Genomic DNA, 22,838 nt, shown 5'->3' with positions numbered 1-22,838 from the left:
AACAACAGTTGAAACGCTGGCCCAATTGCCGCACAACTTAATCATGAGCAGGAAACGCATCCGGGACATCCGCAACGAAGAGCTGATCGAAGCCACCATCGTTGCCGTGCACAAGCGCGGCTACGGTGTTGTTACGATGGCGGAAATCGCGCGCGAGGCCGGAGCATCAGCGGCCTCGATCAACTACTATTTCGGCTCCAAGGAAGGGCTGATGGAAGCCACCATGCTGCATCTTCTGGGCAAGCTGCGCCGCGCGATGAGCGAGGGGTATGCAACCGCGCGCACCCCGCGCGAGCGGCTCTATGCGGTGATGGATGCGAACTTTGCCGACGGTTTGTTCACCGTTCCCCAGTGCAGCATCTGGATGCAGTTCTGGGCAAATGCCCCCTATTCGCCGCGCCTGAGCCGGTTGCACCGAATCAACCGGGCCCGGGTGCGGAGCCATTTCCTGGCCGAGTTGCGGGCGCTGCTGCCTGCGGACCGGGTGGAGACCGCCCGTCAAGCGCTGCAGTGCTACATGGATGGGGTCTGGCTGCAGGCAGCGCAATCGGAAGAGGCGCTGGACCCGGATGAGGCCCGCGCCGCCGCGCACCGGGTGGTGGACCTGGTGATCCCCTGACCCGGGCAGCGGGCCTCGTGATCGCCGGCCCCTATTGCACCCGCCGGTAGTCCAGCCGGATACCGCGCGGCATATAGGTCAGCGTCATCCGGTCTTGTGTCAGCGCGTCGATCCGGTAGCACAGGCTGCTGCCGCGCAGGCTGTCCCAGGCCAGCAGGAAATCCGCCCCCTTGCCCCCCTGGCAGCTGTCTTGCACTGAGAGGAATTCCGGCGTCATCCGGCGTCCGCCGTAGCTTACCCGGCGCATCGCGCCTGAAATGGAAAACCTGTCCAGCGGGCTGCGCTCTGACAGCCACACGCCTTGCATCTTCTGCAGCAGCCCATCGTAGCGGTCCGGCACCCGCGGTGTCACACTGTGCAGGTCCAGCTCACCGAAAGAGCCGAAGCTGGAGATCATCTCCCCGTCGATTTCCAGGGGTGCTCCGCGCAGCAGCCCAAGCAAGTAAGTAAAGACCGGGTCTTCGACCTGCAGGCGGCCTTCGGACCCGATTTCCATGCCGTGGCCGACAAATTTGCAGGTGACGGTTTCCTCCGCGGTGTTCAGCCTGCAGCCCTGAAAGACCACCTCAGCCGTATAGTGCAGCCCGTCTTCTGCTATGTGATGCTGATCCTGCAGGCTGTCCGCGGCACCTTCGCCGCTGTGTGAACGGGTGCTGAGGAGCACGGGCTGGTTCAGGGACGCCTTGGCAAACCGCCGCCATGCCTGCCCCTGTCCGGTGCAATCGCCCCCGCGCGGGATGCGGAACTGGCCGGGTGCGGTACAGAACTGCACGCTGTCATCATGGAAGCGGTGGCCGGGGCTTTCGGCGCGGTAATAGAGAAACTTGCCCGGATACCCCCGCGGCACCGGATCCGCGCAATCGCCCGGATGCAGATGCTGCCAGCCCTGGGCCACCCAACTGCCGCCGTCGCGCAGGACCACTGCCAGGTGATGCAGGGCATCCGTATCGTTGCAGAAACGGGTCCCGGCCTGAGTGGCCGTCAGATCAAGGAGTGCTGCCAGTAGCAAGGCTGGCAGCCATAGGCATTTCATCGTCCACGGACCCCGGCGAATGTTCATAAATGCAGGATGTTATCCCAGCCATGTAACATCCATAAGACGATCAAACGCCAGCAACATTACCGGAGGATGAAAGGCTCTTCTTTTTTATCCTGGCTTCACGCCAGGAGATGAAGCTGACCGCACCCAGGATCAAGCCGCCGCCGGAGAGCACCCAGACATCAGCGGGCTCACCGAAGGCCAGCGCACCCAGCAGGGTGGCCCAGACCAGCTGCAGGAAGGTGACCGGCTGGGTAACCGCCACTGGCGCCGCTGCAAAGGCCATGGTCATGGTGTAGTGGCCCGCGGTGGCAAAACAGGCGACACCAAACAGGATTGCAACCTCTGCCAGTGTCGGCGTCACCCAGACCGCGAGAGCAAAGGGGGCAAGGCCAAGGGTGACGAACACCGAAAGCATCCCCACCACAACCGCCGGACTGTTGCTGCCAACGGTGAACTTGGCGATCAGATAGGAGGCACCGAAGGAGACCGCGGTGAACAGCATGGCGATATGGCCAGGGGAAACCTCTCGGAAGCCGGGGCGCAGGATGATCATCGCGCCGATCAAGGCGACGGCGATGGCGGTGATGCGGCGGAAGGCCAGCTTCTCGCCCAGGAACAGCGCCGCACCAAGGGTGACATAGACCGGCGACAGGTAGTTCATTGCCGTGACCTCTGCCAGCGGGATCTGGGTCATAGCGTAGAACCACAGGATCACCCCCGCCGTATGCACCACGCCGCGGCCGGCAAACAACGCCCAGAGCCGCGGTGTCAGATGCGCCCTGCGCAGCGCGCCAGCCATCGGGATCAGAAACACCAGCCCCAGAAGATACCGCAAGAAGGCGCTTTCGGCGGGCGGGATGCGGGTGCCAAGCGATTTGACCAGCGCTGTCACCGCCACAAAGCAGAGACCGGTCACAACCATCCAGAACACGCCCCTGAGAGGGTTCTGTGTGTGCTGAACAGGGGCGGCGGATTGGCTCATGGGCTGACAGAACACCCGTTCGGGCGGCGGCGCAAGACTTCACATGTGAATTATTTCCGGTTCTCGGGCAGCGGAATGAATTCCTGATCGTCTCCGGGCGGCAGCTTAAAGCGGCCATGCTGCCAGTCGCCAGCGGCCCAGGACACTTTGGCCGCTTCGATCCGGCCGCGGGAGGAGGCGACGAAATTCCACCAGATATAGCGCGGACCGTTCAGCGTCGCTCCGCCCAGCGCCATCAGCCGGGCGCCCTCAGCACCGGCGGTCACGGTGATCTCATCGCCGGGGCGGAACACCATCATGCGGCCCGCCTCAAAGGTGTCACCCGCAATTTCCACCGAGCCTTGCGTGACATAAAGCCCGCGGTCCTCGTGGTCGGTGGGCAGCGGCAGCTTGGCGCCCGGGTGCAGCACCACATCGGCATAAAAGGTTTCGGAATAGAGGGTTGCCGGGGCTTTCTCGCCCCAGGCATTGCCAAGGATCAGGCGCACGGTCTTGCCCTCGCCCTCCAGCACCGGCAGCGCCTCCTTGCCGTGGTGTTCAAAAGCAGCAGGCACATCCTCGTGGCTTTCGGGCAGCGCAATCCAGGTTTGGATGCCAAACAGGCTGCTTTTTCCCTGACGGGTGGCGGCAGAGGTGCGCTCGGAGTGGGTGACGCCCTGGCCTGCCACCATCCAGTTCACCTCGCCCGGATAGATCATCTGGTGGGTGCCCAGCGAGTCCCGGTGCTCGAACTCGCCCTGATAGAGGTAGGTGACGGTCCCGAGGCCGATATGCGGATGCGGGCGCACGTCGATGCCCTGGCCGGTCAAAAACTCGGCAGGCCCGGCCTGATCGAAGAAGATGAAGGGCCCGACCATCTGGCGGCGCGGCGCGGGCAGCGCGCGGCGGACCTCAAATCCGCCAATATCGCGGGCACGCGGGATGATCACCGTCTCAATCGCATCAAGGCTGCCCGCATCTGGGCATTGCGGTTCCAGTGCCGGATTCCAGCTCATCCTTCCCTCCTGTCTGCTGTCATGGGGAAAGGTAGGGCATTTCTGCGCAGGCGTTAGGCCCGCCTGCGCACAAGTGCTGTTCGTCACATCAAAAGGAGCTTGGCGGCAATCGCCCACATGGTGAGGCCGACAATGGCATCCAGCACCTGCCAGGCCCGCGGGCGGGCAAAGACCGGGGCCAGCAAGCTGGCGCCGTAACCCAGCGTGAAGAAGAAGGTGAAGCTGGCGATGGCGGCCCCAGCGGCAAAGATCAGCGGATCGGGATATTGGGCGGAGATTGAGCCGAGCAGAACCACCGTGTCCAGGTAGACATGCGGATTCAGCCAGGTGAGTGCCAGCACGGTGGCCAGCACCGGCAACAAGGCTGCGCCAGCACCCTCCTGCGCTGCCTCCAGCGTTTCGCCGCCCTGCCAGGCAGCGCGCAAAGCACGGGCGCCGTACCAGATCAAGAAGGCCGCACCGCCCCAGCGCATCGCCTGCTCGAACCAGGGCACGGCCACTGCCAGGGTGCCGAAGCCAAGAACACCCGCGGTGATCAGCAGAGCGTCGGACCCCGCGCAGGTGAGGCAGATCCAGAACACATGCTGGCGCCGCAGCCCCTGGCGCAGGACAAAGGCGTTTTGGGCGCCAATCGCCATGATCAGGCTGAGGCCCAGGGCAAATCCGGCAATCAGGCTGGGGGGCATGTGTGTCTCCATCGTTGTGCTGGGATTTGACTACTGCTCGCCCACTCATTAATCCAGTTAAAGAGATTTAAGTCAGATTAGAGTTGCTAATGCAGATGGATCCCAGCCAGCTGGCAGCACTGAGCGCTGTGCTGCGTCTCGGCACATTCGAGGCGGCGGCACATGCGTTGAACGTGACGCCCTCAGCCGTTTCACAGCGGATTAAGGCGCTGGAGGACCGCATTGGCGCGGCTTTGGTGCTGCGCGGGTCGCCCTGCACCGGTACGGCAGCGGGCCTTCGGATTGCCAAACACGCCGAGGACATCGGCCTGCTGGAGGCGCAGCTGGCGCGGGAACTGGCACTGGAGGCGGATCACGGCCCGGTACGGCTGCGGATTGCGGTCAATGCCGACAGTCTGGCGAGCTGGTTCATCGATGCGATGGCGGAGGTGGACGGCGTGCTGTTCGACCTGCTGGTCGATGATCAGGACCACAGCGCGGAGTGGCTGAGACGCGGCGAAGTTTCCGCGGCGGTCACTGCCAGTTCCAAGCCGGTAACCGGGTTTGACGCCTACCCGCTGGGCGCGCCGGAGTATGTGGCAACCACAAGCCCGGGTTTTATGGAACGCTGGTTTCCCGGCGGGGTGACGCCGGAGGCTGCCGCAAAGGCGCCCTGCCTGATCTTCAACGCCAAGGACAACCTGCAGCGGCTGTGGCTGGAACGCAATGTGGCCTCCGGGCTTGCGCCGCCTGCGCATTACCTGCCCTCGACCCAGGCCTTCATTGATGCGGCGGCTGCGGGCCTGGGCTGGGGCATGAACCCGCTGGCAATGGTTGAGCAAGACATCCGGTCCGAACGCCTGGTGCCGCTGATCCCGGACACCACGCTGCCGGTGCCCCTGACCTGGCAAGTGGCGCGGGTGATGGCCCCGGCCCTTGCCGAGGTGACCCGCGCCGTGCAGAAATCGGCGAAACAGTATTTGATGCAAAGCCAATCCGGAAAGACCGCCCATGTTCTCCAAAGACACGCTCAGCTATGAACCGCTGCCCCTGCCCGACCGGGCGGAGTATTCCGAGGCGGAGATGCAGGAAAAGGCAGCCGCGTTCCTTGCGCATATGCAGCGCCGGCATACTGTGCGGGACTTTACGGATCAGCCGGTGCCGCGCGCAGTGATCGAGGATTGCATCCGCGCTGCTGGCACCGCGCCCTCGGGCGCCAATCACCAGCCCTGGTTCTTTGCCGCGATCTCCAACCCGGCGCTGAAGGCGCAGATCCGCGAAGAGGCCGAAGAGGAAGAGCGCCGGTTCTATGCAGGCGGCGCGGGTGATGAATGGATCAAGGCATTGGAGCCGATCGGCACCAATGCAGACAAACCGCATCTGACCACCGCGCCCTGGCTGATCGTCGTCTTTGCCCAGCGCTGGGGCGAGTTCGCGGACGGCACCCGGTACAAGAACTACTACGTGCCGGAAAGCGTGAACATCGCCACCGGCGTGCTGCTGACGGCGCTGCATACAGCGGGTCTGTGCACGCTAACCCATACTCCGAACCCGATGAAATTCCTGAACGGCGCTTTGGGCCGCCCTTCGTCAGAGAAACCGACGATGATCATCGCCGTGGGCCACCCGGCAGACGATGCGATGGTGCCGTCGGTTGCCAAGATGAAAAAACCTCTGGAGCAAATCTGCCAGGTGTTTGAATGAAACCGCCTGCCGGATGACAGGCAGCCCGGCCTCCCTGCCCCGCAGCCTGTTGCTGCAAGTGGTTCTGCCGCGGGGGGTGGTGCTGCTGGTGTGGCTGGTGCTCAACCATGTGATCCGGCTGCCGGTGCCGCTGGCCTTTGCGCTGATCGCGGCGGACGGGGTATTCTTGCTTTGGCAGGCGCGCGCGTTTTTACGCAGCGCCGATGCCCATGTCCGAAGCACCGGCGCAATGGCTCCGGTCTGGGGCGGTTATCTGCTGCTGCTGTTTGCGGGGTTTGCGGCGCTGACCCAGTGGTGGGATGCGCTGCTGATTGCCCGGGCGGTGGAGGAACCTGCCTATGCCGAACAGCGGCGGCTGGAGCGTGAAGCGCTCTATAGCCTGTCGGTTTCCGGTGACGGGACAACGCTGGTGTTTGACGGGGAGATCACCTTTGGCCTGACCAAACGAATGCGGCAAATGGCTGGGGAAAACCCCGGCGTGGCTCAGGTGTCGCTGGCGGGGTCAGGCGGGCTGATTGCGGAGGCGCGCGGCGTTGCCCGGCTGATCCGGCAGCAAGGCTGGGACACCCGTGCGGACGGGCTGTGCGCCTCTGCCTGCACGCTGGTGTTTGCCGCGGGCCGCGGGCGCACCCTTGGGCCGGAGGGGCAGCTTGGCTTTCACAGCTATACCCTGCTGTTTGAAAGCGGGCTGCCGCAGATTGATTTGCAGAGGGAACAGGAGAAAGACCGCGCCTTTCTGCTGGAACAGGGGGTGAGCGCAGAATTTGCAGGCAGGATTTTTGCGGTGCCGGGCTCGGAGCTGTGGCGGCCCAGCAGGGCAGAGCTGACCAGTGCCGGGTTGATTGGGCCAGACCAGCAGTGAGGGGGGCGCTGCCCCCTCGGCCCCTTGGACCTCCCCCCGGGGTACTTGCACCCAGAAAGAAGCGCGGCAGTTTTTGAGGGCCCCGCATGGGCTTTGCATCAGAAAAAGCAAAAGGCCCGCCGGATTGGCGGGCCTTTGAATTCATTTCAGGCGCTGGCTCAGAGCTGCGCCATGACTTCGTCGGTGGCCTCAAAATTGGTGGTGACGCGCTGAACGTCGTCGTCGTCTTCCAGCGCATCGACCAGCTTCATCAGCTTCTGCATGCCTTCCAGGTCCAGCTCGGTGGTGGTGGTGGGCTTCCAGACCAGCTTGGTCGACTCGGATTCGCCCAGTTCGGTCTCAAGCGCGTTGGAGACATCGTTCAGGTCGCTGTCGGCGCAATAGATGATGTGGCCGTCCTCGGAGCTTTCGACGTCTTCTGCACCGGCTTCGATCGCGGCCATCATCACGGTGTCGGCGTCGCCCACGGAGACCGGGTAAGTGACTTCACCCTTGCGTTCGAACATGAAGCCGACAGAGCCGGTTTCGCCCAGATTGCCGCCGTTCTTGGAGAAGGTGGAGCGCACGTTGGAGGCGGTGCGGTTCTTGTTGTCGGTCATCGCCTCGACGATCACCGCAACGCCATTGGGGCCATAGCCCTCGTAGCGGATTTCGTCATAGTTCTCGGCGTCGCCGCCGATGGCCTTCTTGATCGCGCGTTCGATCACGTCCTTGGGGACGGATTGGCTCTTGGCCTCTTTAACGGCCAGGCGCAGGCGCGGGTTCTTGTCGGGATCGGGGTCGCCCATCTTGGCGGCCACGGTGATCTCCTTGGCCAGCTTGGAAAACAGTTTTGACCGCGCCGCGTCCTGACGGCCCTTGCGGTGCTGAATGTTAGCCCATTTTGAATGGCCTGCCATGGTGCATCCTTGCTGCTGTATATCTGAATTGGCGCTCATATAGCCTTGGGATGCGCCGGCTTTCAAGCGCCCCTGCCCCGCTTTGCCCTTGTTCCGCGGGGTTTCGGGGATAAGCTGGCGCCATGACATATGATCAAGCTGTTTTGTTTGCGTTATTTGCTGCTGTCTTTGCCCTGCTGTTGTGGGGGCGTTTCAGGTACGATCTGGTGGCCTTTGCCGCGCTGATGGCGGGCGTGGTGCTGGGGGTTGTGCCAGCCAAAGACGCCTTTGCCGGCTTCGGGCACCCTGCGACGCTGGTAGTGGCGCTGGTGCTGATCGTCTCTGCCGGGCTGGTGCGGTCGGGCGCAGTGTTCCTGATCACCCGAACGCTGGTGGACAGTGCGCGGGGCCTGGGCGGCCATATCGCACTGATGGGCGGGGTTGGCGCGGTGCTGTCGGCCTTCATGAACAATGTGGCAGCGCTGGCGCTCTTGATGCCGGTGGACATTCAGACCGCTAGGAAGGCAGGCCGTGCGCCGGGACTGAGCCTGATGCCGCTGTCCTTTGCAACCATCCTGGGCGGTATGGTCACGCTGATCGGCACCCCGCCCAACATCATCATCGCCGCGATCCGCGGCGAGACGCTGGGGGAGCCGTTCAAGATGTTCGATTTCGCCCCGGTCGGCGGGATTGCCGCGCTGGCGGGGCTTGCCTTTGTGGCCCTCATTGGCTGGCGGCTGATCCCAGCGCGGGAGAATGCGGCCGGCGCGTCCGAAGCGCAGCTGGCGCCCTATATCGCCGAGCTGACGGTGGGCAGCGGATCTGAGCTGATTGGCAAGCGGCTGGGGGAACTGGACGAAGAAGCCGAGAAGGCCGATGTGGCGATCCTGGGCCTGATCCGGGACGGCAAGCGGCGCTATGGGCGCTCCGCCGCGGCGACGCTGCGCGAAGGCGACACGCTGGTGATCGAGGCGGAACCCGAGGCGCTGGATGAGTTCCGCAGCGCGCTCAAGCTGGAGTTTGCCGATGCCGCACGGTCCGAAAAGCTGACGGCGGCGGGTGAAGGGCTGGAGCTGACGGAACTGGTGGTGCCGGAGACCGCCCGCATCCGGGGGCGAACGGCGCAGTCCGTCGGGCTGGCCTGGCGGCAGAGCGCAGTGCTGCTGGGGATTTCCCGACAGGGCACGCGGATCACCCGCCATATCCGTCAGACCGAGGTGCAGGCCGGCGATATCTTGCTGCTGTTGTCCCCGCGCGGGCGCAGCGCCGATGTGGCCGACTGGCTGGGCTGCCTGCCATTGGCGGCGCGCGGCCTGTCGGTCACAGCGAACGACAAGACCTGGGCCGCCATCGGGCTGTTTGCCGCAGCGGTGCTCGCAGCCTCTGTCGGGCTGTTGTACCTGCCTGTGGCGCTGGGGCTGGTGGCCATCGGCTATGTTCTGCTGAAGATCCTGCCGGTGGCAGAGATCTATGACCACGTGGAATGGCCGGTGGTGGTGCTGCTGGGATCAATGATCCCGCTGGGGGCGGCGCTGGACACCTCCGGCGGCACGGCGCTGATTGCCAATGCGCTGACCGGGCTGACCGCGGGCCTGCCCGCCTGGGCAGTGCTGACGGTGCTGATGGTGGTCACCATGACCCTGTCGGATGTGCTGAACAACACTGCCACGGCGATTGTGGCAGCGCCTGTTGGCATCCAGATGGCGGAAACGCTGAGTGTCTCCCCCGACCCCTTCCTGATGGCGGTGGCAGTTGCCGCGTCTGCCGCTTTCCTGACGCCGATCGGGCACAAGAACAACACGCTGGTGCTGGGGCCTGGCGGTTACCATTTCGGGGATTATTGGCGGATGGGACTGCCGCTGGAGGCGCTGGTCATCGCGGTGTCCATTCCGGCGATTCTGGTGTTCTGGCCCCTTTGAGGACCACGCACCGGCTGCCGCTTATTGCGATTGTTCCTGCTGAACCGGATGCGCGCGGGCGGCGCCGCTGGTCTGGGCTTGCGACACCAGCGCAATTGCGGTGGAGCCGGCGAGGACGACAAACAAAAACACTTTTCTGAAACTCATGGTCTTGGACCTTATGAAGACACTGCTCCTCTCCATATGGGCAATAGTTTAACAGTTTCATGTAACCGGGGTCACAGAAGGCGGCTTTTCGCCGCCTTTTTCTGTACTCGGAGGGCTCAGAGCGGCCAGAAGAACGGGATGAGCAGCGAGGCCACCATACCGACGGTCAGGTTCAGCGGGATACCGACGCGCAGGAAATCGGTGAACTTGTATCCGCCCGGGCCGTAGACCAGCGTGTTGGTCTGATAGCCGATCGGGGTTGCGAAAGAGGCCGAGGCCGCCACCATCACCGCCACCACCAGAGGGCGCGGATCGACGCCCATGGCCTGTGCCAGCCCAATTGCAATCGGGGTGACGACCACGGCAACTGCATTGTTGGACACCAGCTCCGTCAGCACTGAGGTCAGGAGATAGACGGCCCAAACCAGCAGGAACGGCGGCAGCATCGACAAGGCTGGCGCAATGGCGTTGACAATCAGGGCCACCGCGCCGGAGCTTTCCAGCGCGGCACCGATGGCCAGCATCGAGAAGATCAGCGCCAGCAGACGCCCGTCGACAAAAGAAAATGCCTCATCCGCGTCGATGCAGCGGGTGATAAAGACCAGCGAAACCATCAGCAGCGACAGCATCAGGATCGGTGCGACGCCAAAGGCGGCCAGCAGCACGATGCCCAGGAGCGCAACAACAGCGATTGGTGCGTGGCTGCGGCGGTAGGCCCGCTGGGTCGGCTGCGAGACATCGGCCAGGTCCATGTCAGCCGCCAAGCGCTGGATATCGGCAGGCGCGCCCTCCAGCAGAAGGGTATCGCCGATCCGCACGACCAGATCGTCCAGCTGCACGCCGATGTTCTGGTTCCGCCGGTGCACCGCCAGCGTATAGACGCCATAGCGCCGGCGCAGGCGCAGGGCGCCCAGGCTGCGGCCCACCATCCGGCAGCCCGGGGTAATCAGCACTTCGACGGTCTGGGTCTCGATGGCGGACACCTGATCGACCCGTTTCAGTTCCTTGTTTGATTGCAGGCTCAGCAGCTCTGTCATCCGGGTCCGCAGCACTACCCGGTCGCCGACCTGCAGCTCCACCCCCTGAAGATTGCGGCGCAGAGAGGCGTCGCCGCGGATCACGTCGATGAGGCGCACGCCGGGGCGCTTGAACAGCTGCACGCCGGTGACTTCGCGGCCAATGAGGTTGCTTTCGGGCGGGATCACCGCCTCGGTGAAGAATTTCATCTTCGATTTGTCGCTGAGCAGCTCTGCCATGCTGTCGCGCGCAGGCAGCAGGCGCGGCGCGATGAAGCGCAGGTAGACCATGCCGTAGGCGACGAGGATCAGGCCCAGCGGGGTGACCTCAAAAATGGTGAAGGGCTTCAGCCCCTGCGCCCGCGCCACACCGTCCACCAGCAGGTTGGTCGAGGTGCCGATCAGCGTCAGGGTGCCGCCCAGGATCGCCGCATAGCTGAGCGGGATCAGCATCTTGGACGCAGAGACGTTGAGGGTGCGGGCGATCTGGATGAAGACCGGGATCATCACCACCACCACCGGCGTGTTGGACACAACGGCGGAGGCGGTGACGACAAACGCCATCAGCAGAGCGACGGCCAGTTTCGGGTTTACTTCTGCCTGCTTCTTGGCGATCTGGGTGAAGGCGTCGAGTGCACCAGTGCGCACCAGAGCGCCCATGATGATGAACATCGCGGCAATGGTCCAGGGTGCCGGGTTGGACAGAACCGGCAGCGCCTCGCCATAGGGCAAAACGCCGGTGGCCAGCATCGCAGCAACGCCGGTCAGCGCCACCACTTCGGTTGGATAGGTTTCCCGGAGAAACGCCACGAACATCGCCAGGACAATTGCAAGCGCCAGAAATGCGCTGCCGGTGTCACCAAGTTGGAAGTACTGCATAAACCGTGACTTTGCCCATGTTGTTAAAGGCGGGGTTTACGCCCCGCCATCGCGCAGTTTCCCCGAAACCAGAGGGCTGAGCAAGAATTTCCGGCAAAGCAGATGCCCAGCGGCGCGGAAAGGGCATTTTGCCCGGAAATCCGCGGCTTTAGCGTCAATTCTCCCGTCTGCTGGTGCTTGCAGCGGCGGCGGGTCCCGTTCAGGGGGCCGCTGGCTCGAGCAGCCCGCCGTTGCGCACCATGCGAATCTTCTTGGCGGCCCCGGTGCGGTCGTCGGTCTCGACAAACACGCCGGACAGCGTCGCCTCGCCATTTGCCGGGGTAAAGCGGGCCTTGGGCATGCCGGTCAGGAAGCGGCGCATCGGTTCGGCCTTGTCCATGCCAATGACGGAATTGTAGTCGCCGCACATGCCGGCGTCGGTCAGATACCCGGTGCCTTCGGAGAGGATCTGCGCATCCGCTGTCGGCACATGGGTATGGGTGCCCACCACCAGCGAGGCGCGGCCGTTGCAGAAGTGGCCCATCGCCATCTTCTCCGAGGTTGCCTCGCAGTGCATGTCGACGATGACCGCCTGCGCCAGCCCGCCGCGCGGGTGCGACTTCAGCACCGCCTCTACTGCGCCGAAGGGGTCATCGAAGGCGCGTTTCATGAACACCTGCCCCAGCGCCTGCACCACCAGCACCTTGCGTCCGCCCGGCGCGTTGAAGAGTCTGTAGCCGCGGCCCGGCGCGCCCTTGGCAAAGTTCAGAGGCCGGATGATGCGCTGCTCTTTCTCGATGAACTGCAGCATGTCTTTCTGGTCGAAGGCATGATCGCCCAGCGTCAGGCAGTCGACGCCCGCATCCAGCAGCAGCTTGGCGTGCTCGCCGCTCAGCCCCATGCCGTTGGAGGCGTTTTCGCCGTTCACCACCACAAAATCGAGCCGCCACTCCTGCCGCAGACGCGGCAGGGTTTCGGTGATGGCACGGCGCCCGGCGCGGCCCATCACATCGCCAAGGAAAAGAATACGCATGCCCGGCTGGTAGGCAACACGGCGCCAAAGAGCAAGGCCCCGCAGTGCGTTTTCGCATCGGTGTGGCGCCCGGCTCAGCTGTAGGCGCCCGCCGAATACGTCAGTTCGTAGCCGTGCGAATAAATTTCGAACACGTTGCCGAACGGGTCTTCGACATAGACCATGCGATAGGGCTTTTCGCCCGGATAATACTCCCGCACCGGCATCCGCTGCTTGCCGCCGGCCGCGACGATCCTTTGCGCCAGGCCCTCGACGTCGGGGTCCTGTACACAGAAATGGAAGAGGCCGTGACGGCGGTAGTCCAGATTGTCGGACGGCGCGTAATTTCCATCGAATTCGAACAATTCGATGCCGACGCGGTCGGCGGTGGACAGGTGGGCGATGCGCAGCCGCGACCAGCCGGCCCCAAACACATCCGTGCACATACGGCCAATGTCACTGTCGTCCTCCACCACTTCGGTTGGGTTCATAATGACGTAGAAGCCCATGACTTCTGCATAGAATTTCATTGCGGCGTCCAGGTCCGGAACAGACAGGCCGATGTGGGAAAAACTGCGCGGGGCGGTCAGCATCATAGTCTCCTTGGATGGTGTTTTGCTTGTTGCCACCCGGAGATAGGGTTGCAGGAGAAGAAAGAAAAATTATCATTCATTATGCGACCCATAACAAAATGAGCCAAAGATGCTGAATGCCACCTGGCTGGAAACCTTCACTGTGCTGAGCAGACTGGACAGTTTCACACGCACCGCAGCGCGGCTGAACATGACCCAGCCCGGGGTCACCCAGCACATCAAGAAACTGGAGCAGCAGGTGGGCACACCGCTGCTGGTCCGCCACGGCAAAAGCTTCAGCCTGACGGACGCAGGCGTTGCGGTGGCCGCTCTAGGCCGCAGGCGCCAGGCTGAAGAAGACGCGCTGCGCCAGGATCTGGGACAGGATGATCCCGGCCGCGGCCATGTGCGCATCGCCTGCCCCGGCGGGCTGGCGGTTCTGATCTACGCCGAGGTGGAGGCGCATCTGGCGCGCTGGCCGGAACTGACGCTGTCGCTGCAGGCGGCACCGCAAGCCTCCATCGAAGCGCTACTGCTGTCCGGGGAGCTGGATCTGGGCATCCTGCACCGAAAGCTGGATGCGCCGCGGCTGATGGCGGAGCGGCTGGGGCGCGACCGGCTGAACCTGATCCTGCCGTCAGATGGGGCAGACAGGCCTGAGTTTGAAACGCTGCAGAAACTGGGGCTGGTTGACCACCCTGACGCCGCCGCCCTGGCAGACCGGCTGCTGGCGGCAAACTATCCTGACTATCGCGGCTCCGCCGGGTTGCGCAGGCGCGCCTTCCTCAACCAGATCGGCCAAATCCTGAGCCCGGTATCTGCCGGGGCCGGTTACACCATCCTGCCGCAAAGCGCTGTTCTGGCGCAGCAGGGCCAAGGAACCTTCCGTACCGCGGCACTGAAGGCGCCGCTGGAGGATGACCTGTGGCTGGTCCGGCAGAAGCAGGAGGCGCCGCCGGCGCGCCTCGCCTTCTTCGAAGCCGCGATCCGCAGAACCTGCGCCCGGCTAGCGGATTAGAACTGCAGAATGCGGCTTTCGGTGACGATCATGTCGAGCGGCTGGTCGGTGGGCTCCAGCGGCAGATCTTCGGCCTCCTGCGCATCGAAGGCAAAGCCGATGGCCAAAGTGCCCCGCTTGCTGCGCAGCAGCTCCAGCGTGCGGTCGTAGAACCCGCCGCCATAGCCCAGCCGCCCGCCCTTGGTGTCAAAGGCAACCAGCGGCACCACTAGGATTTCCGGTTCAAAGAAGTCATCCACCTCAGGCACCATGGCACCGAAAGGTCCCTCGCGCAGCGCACCTTCGGGCTGCCAGCGGCTGAATTTCAAAGGCTGCCCCTGCCCCAAGATCACCGGCACGCCAACAGGGCCGTGCGCCGCGGCTTCGGCCATCGCGGGAACCGGGTCGATCTCGGTGCGGATCGGCATGTAGCCCGACAGCGGCACGCCGCGGTAGCCCGCCAGCACCTCTGACAGGTGGCCTGCGGCGCCGGGAATGTTGCGGGCATGGGCCTCCTTGCGGCGGGCAAAGGCGGCTTTGCGGGCGGCGGCCTTGATTTCAGTCAGATCCGTCATGGCGGTCTCCTAGAGCAAAAGTACGGCCGCAAGGCCCAGGAAGGCGAAAAAGCCCACCACATCGGTCACGGTGGTCACAAAGGCACCAGAGGCCAGCGCCGGGTCAATTCCGGTTTTCTCCAATAGTACCGGGATCACCGTTCCCGCCAGCCCCGCCACGACCAGATTGACCACCATAGCGACGGCAATCACCACGCCCAGCATCGGCGAGCCGAACCAGGCCAGCCCCACCAGGCCCATGACAATGGCAAAGATCACCCCGTTGACCAGCCCCACCAGCACTTCCCGCCGGATCACCCGCCAGACGTTGGAACCGGTGAGGTCGCGGGTGGCGATGGCGCGCACGGCAACCGTCAGCGACTGGGTGCCCGCATTGCCGCCCATCGAGGCAACAATCGGCATCAGCACCGCCAGCGCCACGATCTGGGCAATTGCCGCCTCAAACTGGGCAATCACCAGCGAGGCCAGCACCGCCGTCACCAGGTTCACCGCCAGCCAGGGAAAACGCCGCTTGGTGGTTTCGATCACCCGGTCGGCAAGCGAGCTTTCCTCGCCAACACCGGCGAGGCGGAGGATGTCCTCCTCGTGCTCCTCGTCCAGCACGATCATGGCATCGTCGATGGTGATGACGCCAACCAGCCGCCCCTCGTCATCGACCACCGGGGCCGAGATCAGGTGGTACTGGTTGAAGGCATAGGCCACGTCTTCCTCGTCCTGATCGGCGGGAATGACCTGAAAGGTGTCCTCGACCAGGTCGGTCAGCGTCACATGGCGCTTGGCGCCCATGATCCGGCCCAGGGTCACGTTGCCAACCGGATGCAGGCGCGGATCGACCAAAACAACATGGTAGAATTGCTCTGGCAAATCGTCGGAGTTGCGCATGAAATCAATGGCCTGCCCGACGTTCCAGTGCTCGGGCGCCATTACCACTTCGCGCTGCATCAGGCGGCCGGCGGAGTTTTCCGGAAAGCTCATCGACTGTTCGACGGCGACCCGGTCGGCGTCTTCCAGCGCGTCGAGGATGGCTTCCTGTTGCGGCACCTCCAGGTCTTCCAGCAGGTCGACAACGTCATCGCTGTCCAGTTCCCGCACCGCATCCGCCAGAACCATCGGGTTCAGGATCGAGATCACCTCTTCGCGGATGCTCTCGTCCAGCTCCGACAGGATCTCGCCGTCGAATTCCCGGTCATAAAGCCGGATCAGGCTGATCCGGTCATCGGAATCGATCTGTTCCAGAAGGTCGGCGATGTCGGCTGCGTGAAGGTCTTCCAGAAGTTCCGTCAGAGCCTTCTGATCGCCCTGCTCTACCGCCTCCAGAACCTGCGAGACCATCTTGCGGTCGAGGTCATAGGCATCTTCCTGAGACTGGTCGCCGGTGATGTTGTCGCCGCTGCTCATCTGATGCCCCCCGAATTTATTGGTCTTTGCGTGCAAAATAGAAGAGGCCGCCACCGGAAAACAATGGCAATGCTGCAATTTACCCGCGCCCTTCCGGCGGGTATCCTGCGCGGAGCCATTTTGCAAGGAAAGGGTTCAGCGCATGGGCAACGGCTACATCCTGAAGGGGCAGGTACTTGCCTTTTCCGCGTCTCCCTTTGCAGGCGAGCGCCCAGAGGACGCGGCCCGGCTGCTGGACGCGGTGGCAGTGCAGGACGGGCGAATTGCAGGGGTCGGAACGCTGGCAGAGATGCAGGCGCTGCTGCCGGAGGCGGAGACCGTGGATCATTCCGGCAAGCTGATCATGGCGGGGTTCGTCGATGCCCATGTGCATTACCCGCAGACCGCAATCATCGCCAGCTGGGGCAAGCGGCTGATCGACTGGCTGAACAGCTACACCTTCCCGGAGGAAATGCGTTTCGGCGACCGCGCCTATGCAGATGAAATCGCCAACCGCTATTTGGATCTGACCACGGCGCACGGCACCACCACGGTCTGCAGCTACTGCACCATTCACCCGGAGAGCGTGGATGCATTCTTTGCTGCGGCGCAGGCGCGCGGGCAGCGAGTGGTTGCGGGCAAGACCTGCATGGACCGCAATGCGCCGGAAGGGCTGCGGGACACGGCGCAATCGGCCTATGACGATAGTGACGCGCTGATCGGGCGCTGGCACGGGGTGGACCGGCTGGAATACGCCATCACACCACGGTTCTCCCCAACCTCGACCCCGGAACAGCTGGAGGCAATGGGCGCGCTCTGGGCCAAGCACCCGGAATGCCTGATGCAGACGCATCTGAGCGAGCAGACCGATGAGATCGAGTGGGTGAAATCGCTGTTCCCGCAGGCCCGCGATTATCTGGACACCTATGAGGAGTTCGGCCTCTTGGGCGCCAAGGGGCTTTACGGCCACGCCATCCACCTGGAGGAACGCGAGCGGCACCGGCTGCGGGACTACGGCGCGGCGCTGATCCATTGCCCGACGTCGAACACCTTCATCGGCTCCGGCCTTTTTGACATGGCCGGGCTGATGGCCGAAGGCCAGCGGATCGGCCTTGCCACCGACACCGGCGGCGGGTCGAGTTTCTCGATGCTGCGCACGATGGCAGCGGCCTATGAGATTGGCCAGTTGCGCGGCACCCCGCTGCACGCGGCGCAGCTGTTGTGGCTGGCGACGCAAGGCTCGGCCACAGCGCTGCGGATGGAAGGCAAGACCGGCAACATCGCGGCAGGCATGGAAGCGGATCTGGTGGTGCTGGACCTCGCCTCCACTCCGGCCATCGCCCAGCGGTCAGCGCGGGCCGATGACATTTGGGAAGCGGTGTTCCCGACCATAATGATGGGCGATGACCGGGCGATTGCCGAGGTCTGGATCGGCGGCCGGCAGGTTTAGGAGAGGCGCTGATGCGCCTCTGCCTGCTGCGGGGATACTTTCAGCCAGATGAAGGCCGGATCTCTCACTGCATTAGCTGTTGCGCCAGCTGGCCGTGGCGTTCGATCAACTGCGGCAAGTCCAGGGTGGTCAGCTCGCCGCTGCGGATGATCTGCTTGCCCTCGACAAACAGATGCTTGACCTGGGTTGGGCCGGCCAACAGCAGCGCCGCCGCGTCCCAGCTTCCGCTGGAGGCCACACACCTGGTGTCCCATATGGCGATGTCGGCGCGCTTGCCCGGCTCCAAGCGGCCGCAATCAGGGCGGCCCAGCACGTCAGCGCCGCCGCGGGTGGCGATCTCCAGCGCTTCATAAGCGCTCATCGCGTCAGCCCCGTTTGCAACCCGCTGCAAGAGCATGGCCTGGCGAGCCTCCGCTGAGAGGCTGGCCATGTCGTTGCTGGCGGAGCCGTCCACGCCCAGCCCCACCGGCACGCCTGCATCCCGCATCGCGCGCACCGGCGCTATGCCGCTGCCAAGGCGGCAATTGGAACAGGGGCAATGGGCGACGCCGGTGCGGGTTCTGGCAAAGAGATCAATCTCTTGCGCGTCAAGTTTCACGCAATGGGCATGCCAAACATCATCGCCGGTCCAGCCCAGCTCCTCTGCGTACTGGCCGGGGCGGCAGCCGAATTTCTCCTCGGAATAGGCGATGTCCTCGTCATTTTCGGCCAGATGTGTGTGCAGCATAACGCCCTTGTCACGGGCCAGCAGCGCGGCGTCGCGCATCAGCTCGCGGCTAACTGAAAACGGCGAGCACGGCGCCAGACCGACGCGGCACATGGAGCCTTCGGACGGATCATTAAAAGCATCCACTACCCGGATCATGTCGTCGAGGATGGCGCGCTCTTCCTCGACCAGGCTGTCTGGAGGCAGTCCGCCGTCGCTTTCACCGATGCTCATGGCGCCGCGAGTCGGATGGAACCGCACACCGATGTCGCGGGCGGCATGGATGGTGTCCTCCAGCCGGGCGCCATTGGGATAGAGGTACAGGTGGTCGGAGCTGAGGGTGCAGCCAGACAGCGCCAGTTCGGCAAGGCCCAACTGAGCGGAGATGAACATTTCGTCCGGGCCAAAGCGCGACCAGATCGGGTACAGCGTTTGCAGCCAGCCGAACAGCAGCGCGTCCTGTCCGCCCGGCACCGCGCGGGTCAGGTTCTGGTACAGGTGGTGGTGGGTGTTCACCAGCCCGGGGGTGACCACGCAGCCGCGGCCGGAGACGACCTCTCCGCTCGTCTGCAGCCCCTGTCCCACAGCGGCAATCGCGCCGCCGCGGATCAGCACATCGGCGCCATGCAGAACACGGCGGGAATCGTCCATGGTCAGGACGGTATCAGCGTTTTGAATCAGGATCTCTGTCATATCCACACACTCCAATAGACAGCCCGCTTCATGGGAATGTGTGATCGGCCGATGGAAAACGGGCGAAGAACCGGCCTGCCGGGAGACTATAGACCGGGGCCGCCGGTTTCAACCCGTCTGCGTCTGGCGCAGCAGTTCCAGCGCGGCGGCGTGGATTTTCGCATTGGCCGCTGCCAGGGCGCGGCCGCCATTGTGCGCCGGGTTGCCCTGCCAGTCGGTGACAATGCCGCCCGCCGCCTGGATCACCGCAATCGGCGCCTGAATGTCATAAGCGTTGAGGCCCGCCTCGATCACCAGATCCGCCTGCCCTGCCGCCACCAGCGCATAGGCGTAGCAATCCATGCCATAGCGGGTCAGCTTGGCTTGCGCCGCCACGCGTTCAAAGCCTGCACGCTCTTCCGCGGTTCCGACCTCAGGGAAGGTGGTGAACAGGATTGCATCCGACAGCGCCGCTGTGCCGCGGGTCCGCAAAGGCATTTCACCCAGCGGACCGGTCATCGAGGCAATCTCCGCCCTGCCACAGAAACGCTCGCCGGTGTAGGGCTGGTCGATCACGCCGAGGAAGGGGCCGTTGTCATCCGACAGCGCAATCAGCACGCCCCAGGTCGGCGTGCCACTGATGAAGCCGCGGGTGCCGTCGATCGGGTCCAGCACCCAGGTGCGGCCGGAGCTGCCTGCTTCTGCTCCGAATTCCTCGCCCAGAATACCATCGTCCGGACGCAGATCTGCCAAAACCGCCCGCATCGCCTGCTCGGCGGCACGGTCGGCTACGGTCACCGGATCAAACCCGCCCTCGAGCTTGTTCTCGGCATTCAAGGAGGGGGTTCTGAAATGCGGCAGGATGGCAGCGCGTGCCGCGTCTGCCATCCTGTTCGCTACGTCGAGGTCCGTGAGTGATGCCTGTGTCATACCCGAACGGGTGCCACCCAGGCGCTATCATTGCAAGCGCAAACCCTGCCACTCACCGGTTTTGCGCTGCAAATTCCTGTCAGGCCCGGGTTGTGATCCGGGCCCTGCCCCGTCTCAGGCAACGTCGCTCAGCACGCGGGCCAGTTCAAACAGGCGGCGGCGCTGGTTTTCCGGGATTGAGTAATAGGAACGCACCAGGTCCAGCGCTTCCTTGTCCCCCATCAGGTCCTCAGGCACGGAGGCTTTCTCAGCCGGGGCCTTGCCCTCTTCCTGCAAGCCTTCGAAGAAGAAGCTCACCGGAACTTCCAGCGCATCGGAAATATCCCAAAGACGGGAGGCGCTGACCCGGTTGGCACCGGTTTCATATTTCTGGATCTGCTGGAACTTGATGCCGACCTGCTCGGCAAGCTGCTGCTGTGTCATACCGATCAGCCACCGGCGGTGGCGAATGCGCTTTCCCACGTGCACGTCTACGGGATGAGCCATGCGTTTCTCCTAACTGTCAATTTGGCCAAATTCCGGACCGCTCTACCAATAAAGTGCTCTGGCAGCTTCGTATGCCTGCCGGAAGCACGATCCCCATCAGCACGATCAGTCTTCAACCTCTGAGCAAAAGTGTACAACCCTTGCGGTTGATTGCAAGGCTGCCGTCGCCCTTGACGGGGACTTGCAACCCAAGATCATGATTTCACGCAGCATTTTTCCAAACGTTTTATTGCCAAGCGGCTGCGGATCGCGTACCTCCCCAGAAATAGCGAGGTGTAAGCTGCAGCGGCACACCGGCAGTGTGCCCCGGCGAATCAAGCCGATTCCCGCAAAAGGTGAGGAGAACACATGCAGGCTTTCCAAGTCTCCGCTGTTGACAGACCAGCAACCCTGACGGAAACGCAATGCCCGGCACCCGGTCCAGGCGAGGCCGCTGTTGCGCTGCGTGCCTGCGGGCTGAACTTTGCCGATCTTCTGATGATGAAGGGCACCTATCAGGACACCCCTGCGCCTCCCTTTACCCTGGGGCTGGAATCGGCCGGGGTGGTGACGGCGCTTGGTGATGGCACGGAAGGCTTTGAAATTGGCGACCGGGTCGCAGTGTTCAGCGGCGCCGGCGGGCTGGCGGAGGCAGGTGTCTTTGATGCCGCCCGGCTGATCCGGATTCCGGATGCGATGAGTTTCGAACATGCCGCGGCGATGCAGATTGCCTATGGCACCAGCCATATGGCGCTGGATCACTGTGCCCGCCTGCAACCCGGCGAGACCCTGCTGGTAACCGGTGCCGCGGGCGGAGTCGGGCTGACGGCGGTGGAAATCGGCAAGCTGATGGGGGCAACGGTGATTGCCCAGGCCCGCGGCCGGGACAAGCTGGATGTCGCCGCTGCTGCCGGCGCCGATCATTTGATCGACGCCGGTGAGGACCTGCGCGATGCGGTCAAGGCGCTTGGGGGCGCTGATGTGGTTTATGATGCGGTGGGCGGCGATGTGTGGAAAGCCGCCTTCCGGTCCGCCAACCCCGGTGCGCGGCTGCTGCCGGTGGGCTTTGCCGGCGGCGAGGTGCCGCAAATTCCGGCCAACCACCTGCTAGTGAAGAACCTGACGGTGATCGGCTTCTATCTGGGCGGCTACATGAAGTTCCGGCCCGATGAGGTGCGCAAGTCGTTTGAGACACTGTTCGCCTGGCATGGCGAAGGCCGCATCAAGCCGCATATCAGCCACACGCTGCCGCTGGCGCAGGCCGCCGAAGGGCTGGAACTGCTGCGCAGCCGCAAATCCACCGGCAAGGTGGTGATCACCATGGACGGCAGCTGACAGGCCCAGCGGCAGCAGTCAGGGCTCCCGCCCGCAGACAGAGCATTTCTGCAAAATGCACCGCAGCGGTTGGGCCAGGCTCAGCGCCTGCGGCGCTGAGCCTGGCCCAAGGCCGTCAAGGATGCACTGGCGAAGCTAGGGCAGCCTGCGGGCGCGGGAGCTCTCCCTTGCTTGCGGCTCAGCTGGCGGCGCGCAGCGGCGTGGACCATAGTCCCTGGAACCCCTGCCGGATGAACTCCGCCAGTTCCTCGACATAGGGCGCATGCACGCGTTCTGCCCCGTAAAGGTTGATATGCTGCATCGGCAGCTCCGGCAGGCCGCAGCCCGGGCCGATCAGTTCCTGATAAGACGGCTGGGTGCCTTCCATCAGTACCCCAACCGCCAGGTCGGCGCTGATTGTCGCCTCAACCGTGCGGTCGGAATCGCTGTCCAGCGCCATTTCCCATTCGATGCCTGCCTCATCCAGCGCCGCCGTGGCGACCGGGCGGAAGCTGCAGTTGCGGCAGAAGCCAAGCCGCAGGGGCCGCTGCCGCCAGACCGATCCGTCCGGCGCGCCGGCCCAGCGCAGCGGCATGCTGTGGATCTTCTCTGCCCCCTCACCCGCACCGGTCTCAGTAGTCAGGATCAGGTCGAAGGCACCGCGTGCAAACTCGGTCTTCAGATCGCGGGTGTTGGAGGTGCAGAGGTTCACATTAACCCGTGGATAGCTGAGGCTGAACCGCTTCAGTACCTGGGGAATGACCGGATGCACCACATCATGCGGTACCCCCAAAAGCACCTCGCCCTCAAAGGCCTGATCGGTCAGCCGGCTGATCACCTCATCGTTCAGCGCCACCATCTTGCGGGCATAACCCAGCATCTGCTCGCCTTCTGCTGTCAAGGCAATGGTACGGCCGGACCGGTCCAGCAGCTCCAGCCCCAGCAGTTCCTCCAGCCGCTTCATCTGCATCGAGACCGCCGACTGGGTCAGATGCAGGAAACCGGCGGCGCGGGTCACCCCGCCGTATTCCGCCACCGCCACAAAGGAGCGGAGCGTGGTGATATCGAGATTTCTTACCAT

The 22,838-nt window shown here is 63.9% G+C and carries 23 protein-coding genes; 8 read left to right on the top strand and 15 right to left on the bottom strand.

Features of this window, described 5'->3' with window-relative positions:
* Nucleotides 1-43: 43 nt before the first annotated feature.
* The gene (gene betI / locus RA25_RS01090; RefSeq protein WP_019295703.1) at nt 44-619 is read left to right on the top strand and encodes a choline-binding transcriptional repressor BetI; all 576 of its coding nucleotides are present in this window, start codon (nt 44-46) and stop codon (nt 617-619) included.
* Nucleotides 620-650: 31 nt separating this feature from the next.
* Here betI and RA25_RS01085 read toward each other — a convergent pair whose 3' ends face one another.
* The 4 genes from RA25_RS01085 to RA25_RS01070 all read right to left on the bottom strand — a co-directional run bounded on the left by RA25_RS01085 (nt 651) and on the right by RA25_RS01070 (nt 4,324).
* Nucleotides 651-1,652 carry a DUF1036 domain-containing protein gene (locus RA25_RS01085; RefSeq protein ID WP_039169525.1) on the bottom strand — a complete coding sequence of 334 codons (1,002 nt, stop codon included), beginning with the start codon at nt 1,650-1,652 and terminating at the stop codon, nt 651-653.
* Nucleotides 1,653-1,722: 70 nt separating this feature from the next.
* Nucleotides 1,723-2,643: a DMT family transporter gene (locus RA25_RS01080; protein ID WP_052254132.1), complete on the bottom strand. Its 921-nt coding sequence runs from the start codon at nt 2,641-2,643 to the stop codon at nt 1,723-1,725.
* A gap of 50 nt (nt 2,644-2,693) precedes the next feature.
* Nucleotides 2,694-3,638 carry a pirin family protein gene (locus RA25_RS01075; RefSeq protein WP_039169519.1) on the bottom strand — a complete coding sequence of 315 codons (945 nt, stop codon included), beginning with the start codon at nt 3,636-3,638 and terminating at the stop codon, nt 2,694-2,696.
* An 83-nt stretch (nt 3,639-3,721) separates the two neighbouring features.
* Nucleotides 3,722-4,324 carry a LysE/ArgO family amino acid transporter gene (locus RA25_RS01070; RefSeq protein WP_019295707.1) on the bottom strand — a complete coding sequence of 201 codons (603 nt, stop codon included), beginning with the start codon at nt 4,322-4,324 and terminating at the stop codon, nt 3,722-3,724.
* An 89-nt stretch (nt 4,325-4,413) separates the two neighbouring features.
* Here RA25_RS01070 and RA25_RS01065 point away from each other — a divergent pair, with 89 nt between their 5' ends.
* Genes RA25_RS01065 through RA25_RS01055 form a run of 3 tightly spaced genes read left to right on the top strand, consistent with a single transcriptional unit; the run spans nt 4,414 to nt 6,869 of the window.
* Entirely contained in the window at nt 4,414-5,343 is a 930-nt protein-coding gene (locus tag RA25_RS01065; RefSeq protein WP_052254131.1) for a LysR family transcriptional regulator ArgP, read from the top strand.
* Nucleotides 5,315-6,007: a nitroreductase family protein gene (locus RA25_RS01060; RefSeq protein ID WP_039169518.1), complete on the top strand. Its 693-nt coding sequence runs from the start codon at nt 5,315-5,317 to the stop codon at nt 6,005-6,007. The genes RA25_RS01065 and RA25_RS01060 overlap by 29 nt, the downstream gene beginning before the upstream one ends.
* A gap of 13 nt (nt 6,008-6,020) precedes the next feature.
* Entirely contained in the window at nt 6,021-6,869 is an 849-nt protein-coding gene (locus tag RA25_RS01055; RefSeq protein ID WP_039170260.1) for a COG3904 family protein, read from the top strand.
* Nucleotides 6,870-7,027: 158 nt separating this feature from the next.
* On the opposite strand, the gene RA25_RS01050 is transcribed toward RA25_RS01055, so the two are convergent.
* Entirely contained in the window at nt 7,028-7,768 is a 741-nt protein-coding gene (locus RA25_RS01050; RefSeq protein WP_039170257.1) for a YebC/PmpR family DNA-binding transcriptional regulator, read from the bottom strand.
* 122 nt (nt 7,769-7,890) lie between these two features.
* Here RA25_RS01050 and RA25_RS01045 point away from each other — a divergent pair, with 122 nt between their 5' ends.
* Nucleotides 7,891-9,666 carry an SLC13 family permease gene (locus RA25_RS01045; RefSeq protein ID WP_039169516.1) on the top strand — a complete coding sequence of 592 codons (1,776 nt, stop codon included), beginning with the start codon at nt 7,891-7,893 and terminating at the stop codon, nt 9,664-9,666.
* Between the two features lie 21 nt (nt 9,667-9,687).
* Here the strand turns inward: RA25_RS01045 and RA25_RS23390 are convergent, their stop codons facing one another.
* From RA25_RS23390 to RA25_RS01030, 4 genes are all read right to left on the bottom strand, one after another.
* The gene (locus tag RA25_RS23390; RefSeq protein WP_275041657.1) at nt 9,688-9,813 is read right to left on the bottom strand and encodes a hypothetical protein; all 126 of its coding nucleotides are present in this window, start codon (nt 9,811-9,813) and stop codon (nt 9,688-9,690) included.
* 116 nt (nt 9,814-9,929) lie between these two features.
* Nucleotides 9,930-11,708 carry an SLC13 family permease gene (locus tag RA25_RS01040; RefSeq protein ID WP_019295714.1) on the bottom strand — a complete coding sequence of 593 codons (1,779 nt, stop codon included), beginning with the start codon at nt 11,706-11,708 and terminating at the stop codon, nt 9,930-9,932.
* A 199-nt stretch (nt 11,709-11,907) separates the two neighbouring features.
* Complete coding sequence (locus RA25_RS01035) at nt 11,908-12,720, bottom strand: TIGR00282 family metallophosphoesterase (protein WP_019295715.1); 813 nt, start codon at nt 12,718-12,720, stop codon at nt 11,908-11,910.
* 74 nt (nt 12,721-12,794) lie between these two features.
* Nucleotides 12,795-13,292 (bottom strand): lactoylglutathione lyase family protein, encoded by a 498-nt coding sequence (locus RA25_RS01030; RefSeq protein WP_039149133.1) that lies wholly within the window; start codon nt 13,290-13,292, stop codon nt 12,795-12,797.
* 109 nt (nt 13,293-13,401) lie between these two features.
* Here RA25_RS01030 and RA25_RS01025 point away from each other — a divergent pair, with 109 nt between their 5' ends.
* The gene (locus tag RA25_RS01025) at nt 13,402-14,289 is read left to right on the top strand and encodes a LysR family transcriptional regulator (protein ID WP_039169514.1); all 888 of its coding nucleotides are present in this window, start codon (nt 13,402-13,404) and stop codon (nt 14,287-14,289) included.
* Here the strand turns inward: RA25_RS01025 and RA25_RS01020 are convergent.
* Both RA25_RS01020 and mgtE read right to left on the bottom strand, forming a co-directional pair.
* On the bottom strand, nt 14,286-14,843 hold the full coding sequence (locus tag RA25_RS01020; RefSeq protein WP_039169512.1) for a 5-formyltetrahydrofolate cyclo-ligase: 558 nt from the start codon (nt 14,841-14,843) through the stop codon (nt 14,286-14,288). The two genes, RA25_RS01025 and RA25_RS01020, sit on opposite strands and share 4 nt — an antisense overlap.
* Before the next feature lie 9 nt (nt 14,844-14,852).
* Complete coding sequence (mgtE, locus tag RA25_RS01015) at nt 14,853-16,241, bottom strand: magnesium transporter (RefSeq protein WP_039169511.1); 1,389 nt, start codon at nt 16,239-16,241, stop codon at nt 14,853-14,855.
* A 142-nt stretch (nt 16,242-16,383) separates the two neighbouring features.
* Here mgtE and guaD point away from each other — a divergent pair, with 142 nt between their 5' ends.
* Nucleotides 16,384-17,670, top strand: a complete 1,287-nt coding sequence (gene guaD, locus RA25_RS01010; protein WP_039169509.1) for a guanine deaminase — start codon at nt 16,384-16,386, stop codon at nt 17,668-17,670.
* Nucleotides 17,671-17,734: 64 nt separating this feature from the next.
* Here the strand turns inward: guaD and RA25_RS01005 are convergent, their stop codons facing one another.
* From RA25_RS01005 to RA25_RS00995, 3 genes are all read right to left on the bottom strand, one after another.
* Nucleotides 17,735-19,069, bottom strand: a complete 1,335-nt coding sequence (locus RA25_RS01005) for an 8-oxoguanine deaminase (RefSeq protein ID WP_039169508.1) — start codon at nt 19,067-19,069, stop codon at nt 17,735-17,737.
* Between the two features lie 108 nt (nt 19,070-19,177).
* The gene (hisN, locus tag RA25_RS01000) at nt 19,178-19,978 is read right to left on the bottom strand and encodes a histidinol-phosphatase (RefSeq protein ID WP_039169505.1); all 801 of its coding nucleotides are present in this window, start codon (nt 19,976-19,978) and stop codon (nt 19,178-19,180) included.
* A gap of 114 nt (nt 19,979-20,092) precedes the next feature.
* Complete coding sequence (locus RA25_RS00995; RefSeq protein WP_019295723.1) at nt 20,093-20,464, bottom strand: helix-turn-helix domain-containing protein; 372 nt, start codon at nt 20,462-20,464, stop codon at nt 20,093-20,095.
* Between the two features lie 348 nt (nt 20,465-20,812).
* Between RA25_RS00995 and RA25_RS00990 the strand changes: the two genes are divergently transcribed.
* Nucleotides 20,813-21,778, top strand: a complete 966-nt coding sequence (locus RA25_RS00990) for an NADPH:quinone oxidoreductase family protein (RefSeq protein WP_039169503.1) — start codon at nt 20,813-20,815, stop codon at nt 21,776-21,778.
* 178 nt (nt 21,779-21,956) lie between these two features.
* Here RA25_RS00990 and RA25_RS00985 read toward each other — a convergent pair whose 3' ends face one another.
* Nucleotides 21,957-22,838: a LysR family transcriptional regulator gene (locus RA25_RS00985; RefSeq protein ID WP_019295725.1), complete on the bottom strand. Its 882-nt coding sequence runs from the start codon at nt 22,836-22,838 to the stop codon at nt 21,957-21,959.

Origin of the sequence: Leisingera sp. ANG-S5 (assembly GCF_000813925.1) — a bacterium.
Lineage (GTDB): Bacteria > Pseudomonadota > Alphaproteobacteria > Rhodobacterales > Rhodobacteraceae > Leisingera.
The sequence above is the reverse complement of the archived record's forward strand: the minus strand, read 5'-3'. Positions and strand labels throughout refer to the sequence as shown.

What these genes read in the sequence shown, in the direction of transcription:
- betI (WP_019295703.1), top strand. Translation starts at nt 44, where the DNA reads ATGAGCAGGAAACGCATCCGGGACATCCGCAACGAAGAGCTGATCGAA.
- RA25_RS01085 (WP_039169525.1), bottom strand. Translation starts at nt 1,652, where the DNA reads ATGAAATGCCTATGGCTGCCAGCCTTGCTACTGGCAGCACTCCTTGAT.
- RA25_RS01080 (WP_052254132.1), bottom strand. Translation starts at nt 2,643, where the DNA reads ATGAGCCAATCCGCCGCCCCTGTTCAGCACACACAGAACCCTCTCAGG.
- RA25_RS01075 (WP_039169519.1), bottom strand. Translation starts at nt 3,638, where the DNA reads ATGAGCTGGAATCCGGCACTGGAACCGCAATGCCCAGATGCGGGCAGC.
- RA25_RS01070 (WP_019295707.1), bottom strand. Translation starts at nt 4,324, where the DNA reads ATGCCCCCCAGCCTGATTGCCGGATTTGCCCTGGGCCTCAGCCTGATC.
- RA25_RS01065 (WP_052254131.1), top strand. Translation starts at nt 4,414, where the DNA reads ATGCAGATGGATCCCAGCCAGCTGGCAGCACTGAGCGCTGTGCTGCGT.
- RA25_RS01060 (WP_039169518.1), top strand. Translation starts at nt 5,315, where the DNA reads ATGTTCTCCAAAGACACGCTCAGCTATGAACCGCTGCCCCTGCCCGAC.
- RA25_RS01055 (WP_039170260.1), top strand. Translation starts at nt 6,021, where the DNA reads ATGACAGGCAGCCCGGCCTCCCTGCCCCGCAGCCTGTTGCTGCAAGTG.
- RA25_RS01050 (WP_039170257.1), bottom strand. Translation starts at nt 7,768, where the DNA reads ATGGCAGGCCATTCAAAATGGGCTAACATTCAGCACCGCAAGGGCCGT.
- RA25_RS01045 (WP_039169516.1), top strand. Translation starts at nt 7,891, where the DNA reads ATGACATATGATCAAGCTGTTTTGTTTGCGTTATTTGCTGCTGTCTTT.
- RA25_RS23390 (WP_275041657.1), bottom strand. Translation starts at nt 9,813, where the DNA reads ATGAGTTTCAGAAAAGTGTTTTTGTTTGTCGTCCTCGCCGGCTCCACC.
- RA25_RS01040 (WP_019295714.1), bottom strand. Translation starts at nt 11,708, where the DNA reads ATGCAGTACTTCCAACTTGGTGACACCGGCAGCGCATTTCTGGCGCTT.
- RA25_RS01035 (WP_019295715.1), bottom strand. Translation starts at nt 12,720, where the DNA reads ATGCGTATTCTTTTCCTTGGCGATGTGATGGGCCGCGCCGGGCGCCGT.
- RA25_RS01030 (WP_039149133.1), bottom strand. Translation starts at nt 13,292, where the DNA reads ATGCTGACCGCCCCGCGCAGTTTTTCCCACATCGGCCTGTCTGTTCCG.
- RA25_RS01025 (WP_039169514.1), top strand. Translation starts at nt 13,402, where the DNA reads ATGCTGAATGCCACCTGGCTGGAAACCTTCACTGTGCTGAGCAGACTG.
- RA25_RS01020 (WP_039169512.1), bottom strand. Translation starts at nt 14,843, where the DNA reads ATGACGGATCTGACTGAAATCAAGGCCGCCGCCCGCAAAGCCGCCTTT.
- mgtE (WP_039169511.1), bottom strand. Translation starts at nt 16,241, where the DNA reads ATGAGCAGCGGCGACAACATCACCGGCGACCAGTCTCAGGAAGATGCC.
- guaD (WP_039169509.1), top strand. Translation starts at nt 16,384, where the DNA reads ATGGGCAACGGCTACATCCTGAAGGGGCAGGTACTTGCCTTTTCCGCG.
- RA25_RS01005 (WP_039169508.1), bottom strand. Translation starts at nt 19,069, where the DNA reads ATGACAGAGATCCTGATTCAAAACGCTGATACCGTCCTGACCATGGAC.
- hisN (WP_039169505.1), bottom strand. Translation starts at nt 19,978, where the DNA reads ATGACACAGGCATCACTCACGGACCTCGACGTAGCGAACAGGATGGCA.
- RA25_RS00995 (WP_019295723.1), bottom strand. Translation starts at nt 20,464, where the DNA reads ATGGCTCATCCCGTAGACGTGCACGTGGGAAAGCGCATTCGCCACCGC.
- RA25_RS00990 (WP_039169503.1), top strand. Translation starts at nt 20,813, where the DNA reads ATGCAGGCTTTCCAAGTCTCCGCTGTTGACAGACCAGCAACCCTGACG.
- RA25_RS00985 (WP_019295725.1), bottom strand. Translation starts at nt 22,838, where the DNA reads ATGGTAAGAAATCTCGATATCACCACGCTCCGCTCCTTTGTGGCGGTG.